We start from the raw sequence: 13,737 nt of genomic DNA on the forward strand, positions 1-13,737 counted from the left end.
TGGGAAGGCGACTTCCTGCTCTACTGTAACGGGTGTGGGGTGTGGGGTTTTACCGGTTTTGAGGTGGCCAATTACCTAATTTTCAGGGAAAAAGTGCCTCAATTTTCCCCCTCATCACTGCCATGCCTGGTACTTTTTGATTGACAAAAAGTCTAAAAGTCTTACCCAACAAGGTTTTTACCATTATTCAGCCAGCCCTACTTAGGAGCATTGAAGATGGAAAAAAATCAAATATCATACTTAGGTGAACCGATAATTTTCTCCGGCTCCGCTCAAAATCCTTGATTCTGTCCTATCCATAATAAACTCATTCTCCGATGACAAAACCTATCCGCGCCCAATCACCGCTAAAATTTCTCGCCCCCCATTTTAACCCCTTGGTCTTGGCGGCAATTTATCGGCTGTTGCCCTTCTATTTGCGATCGCAATGTCAGATTGAGCGGGTGGAAGGGGAAAATAGCGAAATTCTCGTCGATTGTTACCGCCGTTTCCAAGCTGGACAGTTGCGGTTTCTGCTTGCCTATCGTCATTCCAGCACTAACGACCCCCCCTCCTTGATCCATTATCTTCATACCAACCTGCCTAAAATAGCTGCCAATGAGGGAATAAGTTTAAATAAGCCAGTTTTTGGCTATTTTCTCTACGATCGAGGGATTCCCCTCTGGGCAGGTCCAGTGGCTAATTGGCTCTTACCGGCGATCGGTGGCGTTCCCGTGATCCGCGGTCGTCCCGATTTCGGCTGTTTGCGTACCCTGCGCCATCTCTACGTTCGCGGGCAATTTCCCTTGGCCATTGCGCCGGAAGGCTATACCAACGGTCACGGCGAACTGGTCAGTCGTTTAGAATTGGGCTGCGCTCAAACCAGTTTTTGGTGTGTCGAGGATCTGGTGGCAGCGGGGGAGAATCAGCAGGTGTCTATTGTCCCCATCGGTGTGAGGTATCAGTATTTAGAAAATCCCTGGCCGAAGATTTGGCAACTCTGTGGGGCGATCGAGCGCGAATGTGGTTTTCCTCCGGGGGATGGGGCCAATCGGCAATTAGAAAACTCTCTCTCATCGAGGGAATGGAATCCAGAGCAGCAATTGACCCCAGAGGAAGAGGCCCTACTCTACCCGAAACTATTGCGTATTGCTGAATATTTATTAGAACAAATGGAAAGTTTTGATCGGCGTTTCCATACCGCCATTCAGTTAGAGGAACAAGCGGCAAAGTTAGCCAATTTGAGTCCGATCGAGGGATTAACCCTGCGTTTACAGGGATTGATGGACGCAGTATTAAAAATGTTGGAGGGATATCTGCAAATGCAGCCCCATAGCGATCGCAATTTGCTCGAACGCGCCCAGGATATCGAGGATACGGTCTGGGATTGGATCTATCGTCGGGACGTGGACATCCAAACCCTCTCGGACGTGGAAAGGGGTTTGGCGGCTCTAGTCGCGTCGGAAGCGCATCAACATCTCTGGCACATGAGATGGGTGGAGAATTTTGTCGTCGTCACCGGTCATTATCTAGGGTTTGCTGAAAAAGTTTTTCCTGGGGGTAGGAGTCAGGAGTCAGGAGTCAGTAGCCGGTCGTCGGTCGTTTCAGGCTTTGTTGCCCTCTTTTTTTGTACCAGTTTTGTACTACGAGGAGAATAATGCAAGGTTTTTGAATGTCCCAATCCTATTTTCTTGCACTAACATCAGATTTTAACAGGTCAAAAGCCTTATTTTCAAAGGGTTTTACCATTATTCAGCAAGTCCTATCTACAAAATAAACCCACCGCTAGAAGGTTTGCAGAGACTTTATTGATGATTAATGCCCTGATTCACGAAATTACGGGCAAAGGCCAAGCTCGGCCGGCAATTGCACCACAAAAGGCGATAATTACCGTAGCAGAACCCCTCGATGTGACGGCACGCTGGCACAGCACCTATCAACGGGACGGGGCAGCCAAAAAACAAGCGGTGCGAGAATTAACTAGCACCTTAAAAAAATCTTTAGAATCGATGACAAACCCTTGACATTAGAAACTAAATATGATAAGAAGACTAGGAACTTTACCCACGATCGCCGTTATCAGCGTCATCGCGATCATTGTGTTGCTGAATGTCTTGGTGGCTTGGTTTCATTATAACGCTCTGGTAGTTCTCCCCCCCGAACATCGCCGGTTTCCACCAGTATGGATGTGGTTGATGATCATCCCGATTGTTCACACGGTTTTTATCTGGATTATCTCAGCTTTCAAGCTACCAGCATCCTAATCGCTCGGCTCTAGGAGAAAATGCACACCGGTTTGGTAGTTGTAATCAGCGTCTGGGATTAGCTTGGGCGATCGTGGCCACTACCCTATTTTTACCCGTAGTTGATATCCTCAGTTTTGTGGCCTATGTGGTTTTAATGATTATTTATTGGCAGAAACTCAACAAAATGCAGAAATATCTCCTACAGAAATAATCTTTCAGTCACTGGCCCGTAATTGCTAATTTTTGCTTTTACTCTCATCCCTTACTTTCCCGAATGAGCATTGCCAAATTAATTATCTCGATCGTCGCTCGACTTTTTCCGGGGGCAATTTTCTATCAACCGACAGGAGAGAAAATTATCGCTCTTACCATCGATGATGCACCCACCCCCAACGATCCCGAAGGAAAATCCACCGATCGCATTTTAGCAGCGATCGCGGCTCATAATCGAGAAAAGGCCAGTCCAGCAACCCCCGTCAAGGCGACTTTTTTTCTGATTACAGGACACCTGCAACCGAACTCCACCTTGATTGAGCGTCTAATCGCCCAAGGTCACGAAATCGCTAATCACGGCACCCAAGATCTCCGCACCAGTCAACTGGCTGCCGACGCTTTTGCTAGTCAGTTTCGGGAAGCTAACGATATTTTAAGTCGTCTTACCGGTCAAGCACCGCGCTGGTATCGTCCCGGTCAAGCCTTCTATAATCAATCTATGCGCTCGTTTTTGGGGAAATTCCCCGGCTACGAGTCCCGATTTGCTCTCGCTTCCATGATTCCTTTAGATACCAGAAAAGGAACGAATCATCCTCAATTTACCACTTGGTATATCTCGCAATTTATTTTCCCCGGGGCGATTTTAGTGCTTCACGGTGGTTCCCCCGAAAGAGATGAGAATACGGCGATCGTGCTGAAGAATTTATTAGCGAAATTACACGATCGAGGTTATCAGGTGGTGACTCTCAGCCAATTAGTTGATCACAAACGTTAAGTAGGGTTTGCGGCAAAAAGTTTTTCCTGGGGGCAGGGTGTAGGGTGTAGGGTGTGGGGTGTAGGGTGTGGGGTGTGGGGTGTGGGGTGTGGGGAGTTTTCTCAGTGAACTGATAACTGATAACTGATAACTGATAACTGATAACTGACTTCTAACCCCACCAACAAACTTTTTCAGCAGACCCTAAATACACTAATATTGACATTCTCTAATCCGTACTACGAAAAGTATTGCCTAAAAAATACGGATGTTTATTGCCAGAGTGATTGCCCTTGTCTATAAATTGACATACTACTACTATGCTACTTAGTGAAGTGCGGAATGTGGGTCTTAACTAAGAAAAGGTGCGATATCGATGGGGAACCAATCTCCGTCTAATACTTGTTCGAGAGTTAATATAGACTCTAGGGGAATTGTATTTTTATCGACAATTCTCCCATCAATTAGGGTTTGTCTTGCGTCTGAATAGGCTTCCCCAAAGGAATTAAGGGCATGATTTTTCAGTGTTGGGGTTTTCATCTTTTTTTTCAGTTGCACTCGAAAAGCGGCTATCTCTCCTAGCCAATGACGCGCGTTTCGTTCTCTTTCCGTTGTCCAATAACTCAGTTTTAAAAGATGAATTAATAGTTGAGTTAATAAACTTTCTACGGCGTGGCGCTCGCTTCTCCCCATGCACTCTACTTCCTCGATCAGATTTTCCCAGTCCACTCTGTTAAACTCTTTTCGCTTTAAAAGTTCGGCGGTTTTTTCTGTCCAGAGAACAAAATCTTCCTCGTAGAGAACGGAGAGCGATAGCGGGGTTTGTGCGGTCATAATAGATTTCTGGCGTTGCTGATTTGTGATAGGAATCTTGTTGTGTGGGGTTTTTAAAACCTGGAGCCAAACTAACTTTTGGATAGGATGCACAGTTAGCATTCATAGCGTGAGTCAGCAACACCGCAGAAAAATTAATTCTGACTCAAAAATAAACTGGGCAATCCGATAAGATTATCTTGCTTAAAAAAGATCGAATTTTGTTGTCGCAATTTACCGATTAATCTTGTTACTGTTACTCTGGTAGTGCCGATGGCGCTGGCAATTTGAGCGTGAGTTAGGGGATAGGGGAGATAATAACCTTCCACACAGGGTTGACCGTATTCTTCCAATAATAGAACCAAGAACCCCATTAATCGATCGAGGGAGCGTTTTTGACCGAGAATACTCAACCAAAATAACTTACGCTGGTATTGATGGCGAAAAGTTTCCATAACAGCCGATCGCAATTGCGGCCATTTTTCTAGGTCTTCCCAGTATAACCAGACTAATTCGGTCTCGTCTAGATGAGCTTGGGCTTGTAATTGAAAGGGAAATTGAGAAACAATCTCAAAAGGTTGACCTGCACCCACAAAACCGAGAAATACTTCCTCACTATCGGCAATAGGTAGTTGACGGGGAAATTTTTGGTCGATAACGTTAACTTGTGCCTTACCAACAATACGAATCGCCCCAGATTCGACAAAGTATAACAGTCCGGGGCGCGTGGCTACTTTTTCATCTTTGGCAAAGGTATGGTTACGATAATGGGATTTTGCCCAGTTAAAGATTTCTGTTTCTTGACCGATTAAGGGTATAAAATCCGACGAAGGAACCGAAGAAGACATTAAAATTAATAACCCATTGGGGCGTTGAGGGAACTGTAAACTAATGTAACAAAAAATTTCTGCGATTGGGGGGGGGTCTTGTGGCCGCTAGATGCTTATTGGCAATAATCCCTAAAAGTTGCGGGGATTGAGCAGATAGGAGAATTATTAAGTATTCTTAACAGAATACCCGCCCCAATGTTACAAAAGCGAGATAATCACCCTATCTATTCTTAACTTTTTCTCGCTTTTCTGGGGACGATGGCATAAGATAGGATGCGTGACTATTAGTTCTCTATCTATGATATAGCGTTTCTCATAAAGATGAAGTATAAAGAAATTTGGCATTATCTCTTGGCGACCAGCTACTGTTAACCGTTCCCTGTTCCCTAAAACCAGATACTTCGTACCTCACTATTAAGATAACTGCTATAGATGATAGTTGATAGATAATTTAAATTTATACTTTTCCTTAAAAACTTCGGTCAAACTTGTATGAATAGCATTAGACAAAAAGTGGAATCCCTCTTGAATCAATTACCGGATGATTGTTCAATTGAAGATATTCAGTATCATTTATACGTTCTGGAGAAGGTGCGTCAAAGTTTGAGCGCGGCTTCTCTAGAGAATACAATCCCCCAAGAAGAAGTTGAGGGTCTTTTAAACAAATGGCTGATCGAGTGAATTATCGCCTTGTCTGGTCGCCCAAAGCAATTGAAGACGTGGATGCGATCGCATCTTATATTAGTCGAGATTCTCCGTCCTACGCGGCGGCCGTCGTGCGTCGAATTCTTGATATAAGCTATTCTTTAGAAAATTGTCCCCTAGAAGCGAAAAAATGCGCCGAATTTAGCGATGATACCATCCGAGAAAAGGCTGCCTATGCCTACCGTCTGATCTATCAAATTCAAGGGGCGGTAGTTATTATAGCGGCGATCGTCCATAGTAAGCATTTCTTGGATTGATCGAGTCAGTGGTCAGTTATCAGTGATCAGTGATCAGTTATCAGTTATCAGTTATCAGTGATCAGTGATCAGTTATCAGTGGTCAGATTTGAGTTTTCAGTTCACAAGGGCCGAATCTAAAACCCAATTTGTGGCTCTTCTGGTTTATGTGTGGAAACGAAGCCTATACTGATAGTTTCTTCGGCAAAATAGTCGTAAAAGTCCTTCTCAGTCAACATTTCACGATTCCATAAGCAAAAATTATCACACAAACTTTAATCTACTCAGTTTCTAACCTTCTTTTTAGGTAGGAGAATTGCCAGATTCTTTCTGGGAGCCTATTGCCTGTTGCCTCTTGCCTCTTGCCTTCAGTTCACTGATTACTGATTACTGTTTACTGGACGGCTACGCCGTGCCTTTGGCAACACTGAAAAGTCCCCCACCCCCAATTTTGAGCCTAATTCCCGCTTAATCCGGTTGAGAATCGAGGTTTCATCGAGGGAATCGAGAATACTGGCTACCACTGCCTTCGGGCCATCGGGTCCCCAGGTGGCCCCATTAGCGAGATAGGTTTTCGTCACTTGGCCGATCGCGTAACAGGATACACCGGCAACCCCCGCTTGAGTCAGGGCGATCGAAGTATAGGGAAGGATAGAAATGCCGCCAGTGGCAGGAATCGAGAGGCCGAGTAGTCCTTTTAGGGAACTTAAGCCCAAAACCGCTAAAAATTCGCTGGCACTAATACCCCCCATATTGAGGGCAATTTTTTGTAAAAGAGCGATCGCCCCCTGACGAGTTAAATCGATGCCGTATAAGCGAGAAAGAGCGAGAATCATGGCTAGATCGATAACTGCCCCCGTAAACAGATCCAACACCGTCACCGGATTCAGAGCGATCGCCGATGCTTTGATCATCACTGCTTTTTGAATCAATTGATTAGCGCCGCGATCACGGATAGCCATTTTGCGGGCGACAATTTGCTCGTTTACCTCGTCCGCATACAGCATAGAATTGAGTGCTACCAGCGATTTACCCTCTCGCTCTAGAATTTCCAAAATTTTGAGTTTCAGAGCTTCTATCTGGGGTTTTCCCCGAAATCGTTGCGTTTTTAGCCGTCCATCCTGCCCTTTAACCGTCTCCGCTAGGAGGGGAGAGGCCGCCACCATAACAATCTCATCGGGGGAGAGTAGTTCTTTCACCCGTTCTGAGGCGATTTTCTCATAGATAGCGAGGCGATCAACTTCCGGATACTGATCGATTTTATTAAAGACCAAAATCATCGGTTTTCCCGCTTCCCGCAACTTGGCCAGGGCGGAAAATTCCACTTTGGTCATATCACCAGAGATGATAAAAAGGATTAAATCCACCTGCTGCGCCACCTGACAGGCGAGAATTTCCCTCGTTTGCCCATCTACCTCATCAATACCGGGAGTATCAAGCAATTGCACCTGAGCATTACCCTGGCCGTTCAGGGTCAGACGCGCTAGATTAGGGAAAGTATCATCGCTGCTTAACTGCCAATTTACCCCTTTAATGGTGCGGGTAACTCCGTGTAGAGGACCGGTCGTAAAGATTTCTTGACCGACCAGAGCATTTAAAATCGAGGATTTTCCCCGGCCCACCAGGCCAAAAGCGGCAATTTGAATCAGGGATCGATCGAGTTTTTCTAGCAGGGCCACTAGGCGATCGATCTCCGCTTCTAGACCAATTTTCTCGATCGAGGTAAGATCCAGACGCTCAACAAGTTTGCTCAGAGAATTGCGTGCCTGATTATAGTTGAGTTCTTCTTGAATAGTGCCGACACCTCGAAGCGCTTGTTCTAGGTCTTCGGTATTCCAAGCTCGATCGAGGAACGGGTCAGAGGTCATTTCAGTTATCAGTTATCAGTTATCAGTTATCAGTGATTAAGTGGGTGGGTGTTAAAAATTGTCAGACACCCCCCTTATCAAGGGGGGATTAAGGGGCGATTTATCTTCAATTATAACCAGCTACTTTATTAAGGATAATCAGGATGAGTGTCATCTACGACTTGGAACACATCACCACCTATCATTATCGTAAACCGGTAACTTTTGGGGAACATCGGGCGATTTTTTTGCCTAGTGCCGGTCACGGTGAAAGAATTATCAGTTATTCTGTAGAAGCGAATATTGCCGCCAAAACGCGCTGGACTATGGATACTCTATCTAACAATGTGGTAGAGCTTGAATTTGCTGAACCAGCGTCAGAATTAATCGTTACCTGTCGATTACGGGCGGAACATTTTGGCTTAAAAGCGATCGCTGATTTTCCCCTCGCTCAACGGGCGATCGAAATTCCTGTCCAATATACCCCCGATGAATGGTTAGATCTAGTGGTGTTTATGCGTCCCCACGCTGAGGATGCCGACGGCAGCCTGGCAGCTTGGGCCAAAAGTTTTGTAGCGGGGGACCAAGATAATACCCTCGATGCCATGGCAAGAATGATGGCGGCTATCAAAGATAATTTTACTTACCAATCCCGGGAGAGTGAAGGAACTCAATCCCCCGGAGAAACCCTGCGGCTAAAGTCGGGAACTTGTCGCGATTATGCTTGGTTGATGATCGAAGCTTTGCGAAGATTGGGTTTAGCCTGTCGTTTTGTCAGTGGCTATCTCTACGATGCTGCCCTCGACGGTGGTGAAGTGGGAATGACCGGCTCTGGTGCTACCCATGCTTGGTTACAGGTTTATCTACCGGGGGCCGGTTGGCGTAATTATGATCCGACTAATCAAATTACCGCCGGCTTTGATTTAATTCGAGTGGCGATCGCTCGTCATCCCGGTCAAATCATACCTCTTTCCGGTTCTTGGTTTGGTGATGCTGATGACTATTTGTCTATGGATGTTAAAGTGACCATTCGCAAGCTGGGGACGCTGCCAGATTTTGATCCGAGGGAATAGGTTGAATTATCGGGTTTTTCCTTGACTGGTGATCGCAAAAAACGGGTTTCTCGAAGAAACCCGTTTTCTACTCATGCAATAAAGCGAAGATTGCCATTAGGTTCTAGCATTTTTATCGATTTTTGTCAAGATATATTTGACACAATTTATTAGAAAAATGGTTTCTAAAAGAAACCCTTTTTCTGTTTTTCAACTAATACTATTTGACCTAATAGGTAAGGAATAAGAGTAGGGCTAATTCATGAATTAGCCCTACTTTTTTAGGTTCCAACTAATCCTATTTGACTTAATAGGTAAGGTCGAAAGGAACCGAAGCGTCACGCCAAGGCGATTCAAGGGTTTCCAACTAATCCTATTTGACCTAATAGGTAAGGAAAGAACGGTTATATGTCAAAATATACCGTTTCTAAACTGTTTCCAACTAATCCTATTTGACCTAATAGGTAAGGTGGGGTTTCCGGTCATTACGAACCCCGAGGCGATTGCGTTTCCAACTAATCCTATTTGACCTAATAGGTAAGGGATAAGGGTAGGGCTAATTCATGAATTAGCCCTACTTTTTTAGGTTCCAACTAATCCTAATGTGTAATTAATTTTGCTTAGGTAATTAACTGTAAACGGGATTATTTCGGCCAAAGTTTTTGAAATTTTCCCTCTTGACCATTATTCTCGTCTAGAAAACCTAGAAAATAAGCACAATCATCAGAGTCATCAGGAAAAATTGTTAATAATTCTAGGTATTGATGATTATTTTTGGGATACATTCGATGCCAAAGACAACCAATTTGAGCGATACTTCCTGTCACCGAGGTTTTATAGATACTTAAATTATCCAGTTTTTGATAGGCTTTATGAAGCCATTTTATGGCTAGGGAATCATCTTTATCTTCGGCAATTCTTCCCCAAGCCTCGACATTTTTAGGATGCCAACTTTCTCGCCAGTTAGCACTATTATCGGGAGTTCTGAGGATATTTTCTTGTAAGGACATCCATTGTTTAGCAATAGTGCGAACATCTTTGATAAAGGGATGAACATGAGTTAAATCTCTGACTTTATTATCGTTGATTAAAGAACTTTTATCCCCCCATTGCCAATGACAGCCAATTAAGGGTTTATTGGGATAATAATCCTCATAAAAAATACTATGATCTGCTCGTCGCCATGATTTACCAAATCCTCCTAATAACATGGCAAAACGAGTGAGAAAACAAATTAATTTTTTTAAGCATTTTTGCTGGTTTTCGGGGAGAGATTGGGATTGGGTGAGAATCCAGCGTAATTCTCCTGTTACTGTGTAGGTGGGTTCGTTGTAACCCTTGGCAAAGGTTCCTAACTCTAGAGATTTGACACAAAAATCGACCGCTAGTAAACCTTGGCTTGCTTCTCCGTCAATTCCTCCAAATAGCTGATTAACTAACTTTTCGGCATTTTTAGCATCAGTTAAACCGCCAAAAATACGCAAGGCATGACCGCGAATTGCTCCTCGAAAAATATTGGGTCGAAATTCCCTTGCACCATCGAGGCTTTTAGGAGCCATTCCTTGCCCTTTCAGAAAACATTTATATAAAGGTTCTTTTGAAGATTTAATGTCTTTTGGTAAGCCATAACCGCTACTAACACGGCATCCTAGACCAGATTCTAAAGCTCTTTCCCAGATAGTCCAAATCTCCTCCCAATCGGGTTGTTCTATTGAGGTAGAAATGCCAAATTTTAGGGTAGGTTGATAGAGAGAAATTAAAGCAAAACCACTTTCTCCACTGGGTTTTTGTCGAGTGTTTGGGGTTTTTACTTGCCATCCCTGTTGCGGGTGAACAATATCTAAAAGATTTTCCGTCCAATCATTAACGGGATAACCGCCATGGAAGCGCAAAAGACTAGGGTTATCGCTATCTTTTTCGAGGTGATAACGTTGTTTTTGTTCGGGGGTGCAAGCTTGACAAAAGGCTCCTTTCATGCTGGAACCGGGATAAAATGGTATGCCATAAGCACCCATTACAGGCCGAATTATTCCTTCATCTTGTCCCCCATTAGTGACGAATCGCCACGATATTTGATATTCTTTGGTCTTGACTTCCTCACCAAATTGGGGAGGATTTTCATCGACTCGTTCTATCCATTCCTTTACCCATTTTTGGCTATCATTTTCATCTTTTTTAGAGTCAATATATTGTAACTGCGATCGCCCTTTGGTTTGTGCGCGAAACATCAGGGGGATTTTGTCACCAATATCGGGAATATTAACCATATAATTTATCGTTCCTTTGTTCCTTTATATCTTTGAGTCCACCAAACTAAACAATCGCATAGTTGCGTTAAAACAGCGAGGGTAATTCTCTGGTCTTCTAGCTTTAATTCCCAGAGTTTTTCTGCCATTGCTTGAACAGATTCGGTATCATTTACCTGTACGGTATCGTTAGGGATAGGAATCCCCGCTTCTGCCATGGTTTCGACTAATTTATCCCAAGTTTCTTTCCAGTATTTTGCCTTATTGGTTTCCTTGGATTGTAAGCGCAGATGTTCACCCCAGAATCTTTCTAGTCCATAGGAAACGGATTCACGCATTTTAAAAGATTGATTGAGAGAATCTCGGTCTCGTAGTTTGGCAGCGAGAACTAATTTCTGAGCAATGCGATCGAGATTGTATTCTTTCCAAGCCATAATATTAGATAAAATGTAATTATTGATTAGCGTAGTTTAAAATAGTAACTTGGCAACGACCAAAACCGATGGATTCTAATCCTCCGAAATATAATTCTTTTTGGTTTACCGATTCTCCAAAAGGTTGCCATCCTGTTTCTTTGCAAGCAATGGGAAAAACTAAAATACTACCCACGGGTAAAGCTTCCACATTGAAAAAAGCTCCCTTTTCTGTATCCACTTTTTTCTGATCTTCTAGTAGTTTAACCCGGCTTTGTCGGTAGAGTGCCATATCGTGCAGCATGGATATATCGTTATCATCAACGACGACTAATTGAGAAGCTTTTAAATCCGCTTGCGGGGGAATCCACGAAGAAAGCTCCTCTAAGTGTTCAATTTCGAGAAATCCTAAGTTAAAAAATAAAACTTTGCTATTGCGGTTAACTCCCTGCACTACTCGCGCTTGTAAACTAGGGGAAGCAGTATAGGGATTGGGTACTTTTGCAGAGATTCCCGTGATTTGTTTATAGCGTTTTAATAATAGGGGAGAAGTGACCCAAACTATCGGCTGCCCCGGACAAAATACCGGCAACCAAACGAGGGAAGCATATTCAAATTTAACTTTTGCTTCGGTGGTTCCTCCGTCTTCTTGTCCTGGGATTGTTTCGTGTCCGTACCATGTACGTTTTTCATCTATATTGTTCATATCGGCACGAAAACGGCCGCGAATAGAACTCCCAGGGATAATTGCTGTTTGGGTGAATTGGTCACGAAAAATGAGGTTAAGATTACCCGTTTCTTCTCCTGCGGTTGCTCCCACATGAAGGGGTGCTAAGGTTTCAAGTATGCCATAACTTTTGTGATACATTTTTTGGGGGAAGTGAGTATTTTAGATGCTTAGGGATTATTCTAAACTAGGTTAATATTAATGTCAGAATTTTCTAAGATTTTGTTAATATTTGATCGTGGTATTTAGGCTATTAGGGCAGCACAAAGCTATAGGTTTATTCCTAATCAATTGCAACACCCTTTAATAATTGATCGATTTCTTTAGCCATTTCCTCTGTGTAAGGAGTGAGAGAAGAAGGGTTTTTAAAAGCTTCTTCTACCAAAAAATCTAAAAACATACGCAGCATTTTATTTTCGCTAATTTTTGAGCTTTGATTATTACCACTTTTTTGATAACCTAATAAAGCTTTTCGAGGAAATCTAGTTTTTACTTTTGCCATAGATATCACTTATGATCGTCTCATTTACCCTACTCAATAATTAGCTGGTTATAATTAAATTAAAAATGGATTTTAGGTTCGATCCCCCCTGTCCCCTTGATAAGGTAGGGTTGATTCATGAATCAACCCTACCCTTGATAACGGGGGTGTCTGATAATTTTTAACGCCTACCTACTTAATTATAGGCTTTATTTGGCAATATTTTCTAAGGGTAAGGCTAATCCGCATCCCCAACGTTTGAGGGAAACCCCTTCGGTAGGGAACCAAGATTCCTGCCAATTTTGCCAAGATGGTAAGGGTTTTTTTAAACGATAAACTGTTCCTGCGGGAACTGCATAACGTCCCCTAGATAAGCGCTTAACTTTATCTTTTCCTCCGAATCGATAACGATAGGTTATTGGTCTTTCGGTGTTGAGGGTTTCTAATTGCCAATCACTGGGATTGCGAGTTGATAGGCGATTTGTTCCCCAGATTGCGGCAGTAATGAGGGCAAAATATTGACCGACATCTTGATTAAATAAAGTTTGGAGATGGCTGCTTAGTTCAAGTGATTTAACTTCCACTAGATGGGATTCTCCACCAAAGCGATACCAGCCATTTTCTAGGAGTTGATTAGCTAAATAAACTAGACAAGCATCTGGATGTAACTGGACGGCATTTTCGAGGAATAATTCTCCAGTTTTTACCTTTCTTTGCTCCTCTAACAAACGCGGATGGAGATGGGGATGATATTGCCACGGAGAACCATAGGCTTTTTGAGGATTATACCATTGGTTGATAGGAATCCAACTATCTCGATCGAATTTTCCCTCAATTTGTTTACCGTCTTTCTCTTGCCATTTTTCTTGCCATGTTAAGGTGTGTTGAATTTTTCCATTGTCGTTATTTTCTTGGTCTTGAAAATAATTGGCGAGGGGTTTTTTAGCCAAATAAATAAAGGGAGTGGGGACAAAAAAGTTATCTGGTTGTTCACTGTTTGCCCAAAAAGGGCCGGCAATTTGTAAATCGCGAATATTGGTGGGATTGCTGTGAGCAAATAGTCCCGAAACTGTGGCAGCAGTGGGGGGAAAACGATTTCCTGAACGTCCAACTAGATTTTCTGGAGACAGAAACAGACCAGCACTACCGTAGAGAAATCCCAAAGGTTTAATTATGATCAGATATTGCAGCATTT

Annotated in this window: 16 protein-coding genes and 1 CRISPR repeat array; of the genes, 8 read left to right on the forward strand and 8 right to left on the reverse strand. The window is 43.3% G+C overall.

Translation table 11 applies throughout. The annotated features are described in order from the left end of the window. Positions 1-317: 317 nt before the first annotated feature. The 5 genes from EWV66_RS06025 to EWV66_RS06045 all read left to right on the forward strand — a co-directional run bounded on the left by EWV66_RS06025 (position 318) and on the right by EWV66_RS06045 (position 3,213). The gene (locus EWV66_RS06025; RefSeq protein ID WP_287107450.1) at positions 318-1,637 is read left to right on the forward strand and encodes a lysophospholipid acyltransferase family protein; all 1,320 of its coding nucleotides are present in this window, start codon (positions 318-320) and stop codon (positions 1,635-1,637) included. Positions 1,638-1,790: 153 nt separating this feature from the next. Then, a complete protein-coding gene (locus tag EWV66_RS06030) occupies positions 1,791-2,003 on the forward strand; it encodes a hypothetical protein (protein WP_052276232.1) in 213 nt (70 codons plus the stop codon). A 15-nt stretch (positions 2,004-2,018) separates the two neighbouring features. Next, positions 2,019-2,243 carry a hypothetical protein gene (locus EWV66_RS06035; protein WP_284526053.1) on the forward strand — a complete coding sequence of 75 codons (225 nt, stop codon included), beginning with the start codon at positions 2,019-2,021 and terminating at the stop codon, positions 2,241-2,243. Beyond that, on the forward strand, positions 2,188-2,436 hold the full coding sequence (locus tag EWV66_RS06040; RefSeq protein WP_287107451.1) for a hypothetical protein: 249 nt from the start codon (positions 2,188-2,190) through the stop codon (positions 2,434-2,436). The genes EWV66_RS06035 and EWV66_RS06040 overlap by 56 nt, the downstream gene beginning before the upstream one ends. A gap of 63 nt (positions 2,437-2,499) precedes the next feature. Further along, the gene (locus EWV66_RS06045; protein ID WP_287107452.1) at positions 2,500-3,213 is read left to right on the forward strand and encodes a polysaccharide deacetylase family protein; all 714 of its coding nucleotides are present in this window, start codon (positions 2,500-2,502) and stop codon (positions 3,211-3,213) included. Positions 3,214-3,543: 330 nt separating this feature from the next. On the opposite strand, the gene EWV66_RS06050 is transcribed toward EWV66_RS06045, so the two are convergent. Together EWV66_RS06050 and EWV66_RS06055 are read right to left on the reverse strand one after the other, a co-directional pair. After that, positions 3,544-4,026, reverse strand: a complete 483-nt coding sequence (locus tag EWV66_RS06050) for a DUF29 domain-containing protein (RefSeq protein ID WP_052278413.1) — start codon at positions 4,024-4,026, stop codon at positions 3,544-3,546. Positions 4,027-4,160: 134 nt separating this feature from the next. Further along, positions 4,161-4,853 carry a Crp/Fnr family transcriptional regulator gene (locus EWV66_RS06055; RefSeq protein ID WP_052276234.1) on the reverse strand — a complete coding sequence of 231 codons (693 nt, stop codon included), beginning with the start codon at positions 4,851-4,853 and terminating at the stop codon, positions 4,161-4,163. Positions 4,854-5,327: 474 nt separating this feature from the next. On the opposite strand from EWV66_RS06055, the gene EWV66_RS06060 reads away from it, so the two are divergent. Further along, positions 5,328-5,516 carry a hypothetical protein gene (locus tag EWV66_RS06060; RefSeq protein ID WP_002752772.1) on the forward strand — a complete coding sequence of 63 codons (189 nt, stop codon included), beginning with the start codon at positions 5,328-5,330 and terminating at the stop codon, positions 5,514-5,516. After that, on the forward strand, positions 5,501-5,797 hold the full coding sequence (locus EWV66_RS06065; RefSeq protein WP_287107454.1) for a type II toxin-antitoxin system RelE/ParE family toxin: 297 nt from the start codon (positions 5,501-5,503) through the stop codon (positions 5,795-5,797). The genes EWV66_RS06060 and EWV66_RS06065 overlap by 16 nt, the downstream gene beginning before the upstream one ends. A gap of 359 nt (positions 5,798-6,156) precedes the next feature. Here the strand turns inward: EWV66_RS06065 and EWV66_RS06070 are convergent, their stop codons facing one another. Beyond that, positions 6,157-7,644, reverse strand: coding sequence for a GTP-binding protein (locus EWV66_RS06070; RefSeq protein WP_052276235.1), 1,488 nt, complete (start codon positions 7,642-7,644; stop codon positions 6,157-6,159). A gap of 143 nt (positions 7,645-7,787) precedes the next feature. Between EWV66_RS06070 and EWV66_RS06075 the strand changes: the two genes are divergently transcribed. Next, positions 7,788-8,696 (forward strand): transglutaminase family protein, encoded by a 909-nt coding sequence (locus tag EWV66_RS06075; RefSeq protein WP_072924903.1) that lies wholly within the window; start codon positions 7,788-7,790, stop codon positions 8,694-8,696. A 185-nt stretch (positions 8,697-8,881) separates the two neighbouring features. Continuing rightward, positions 8,882-9,218: a CRISPR direct-repeat array (repeat unit 36 nt; unit sequence GTTTCCAACTAATCCTATTTGACCTAATAGGTAAGG). A gap of 101 nt (positions 9,219-9,319) precedes the next feature. Here the strand turns inward: EWV66_RS06075 and EWV66_RS06080 are convergent. The 5 genes from EWV66_RS06080 to EWV66_RS06100 all read right to left on the reverse strand — a co-directional run bounded on the left by EWV66_RS06080 (position 9,320) and on the right by EWV66_RS06100 (position 13,735). After that, positions 9,320-10,942 (reverse strand): RAMP superfamily protein, encoded by a 1,623-nt coding sequence (locus EWV66_RS06080; protein ID WP_052276236.1) that lies wholly within the window; start codon positions 10,940-10,942, stop codon positions 9,320-9,322. Positions 10,943-10,947: 5 nt separating this feature from the next. Continuing rightward, on the reverse strand, positions 10,948-11,355 hold the full coding sequence (locus EWV66_RS06085) for a hypothetical protein (RefSeq protein ID WP_002757498.1): 408 nt from the start codon (positions 11,353-11,355) through the stop codon (positions 10,948-10,950). A 19-nt stretch (positions 11,356-11,374) separates the two neighbouring features. Further along, positions 11,375-12,202, reverse strand: a complete 828-nt coding sequence (locus tag EWV66_RS06090) for an RAMP superfamily CRISPR-associated protein (protein WP_002794400.1) — start codon at positions 12,200-12,202, stop codon at positions 11,375-11,377. Positions 12,203-12,344: 142 nt separating this feature from the next. Then, positions 12,345-12,563, reverse strand: a complete 219-nt coding sequence (locus EWV66_RS06095) for a hypothetical protein (RefSeq protein ID WP_002785679.1) — start codon at positions 12,561-12,563, stop codon at positions 12,345-12,347. Between the two features lie 188 nt (positions 12,564-12,751). After that, complete coding sequence (locus tag EWV66_RS06100; RefSeq protein WP_052276238.1) at positions 12,752-13,735, reverse strand: type III-B CRISPR module-associated Cmr3 family protein; 984 nt, start codon at positions 13,733-13,735, stop codon at positions 12,752-12,754. Between the last annotated feature and the right edge of the window lie 2 nt (positions 13,736-13,737).

The organism is Microcystis sp. M_OC_Ca_00000000_C217Col (assembly GCF_007095585.1).
In the GTDB taxonomy this organism is placed as follows: domain Bacteria; phylum Cyanobacteriota; class Cyanobacteriia; order Cyanobacteriales; family Microcystaceae; genus Microcystis; species Microcystis panniformis.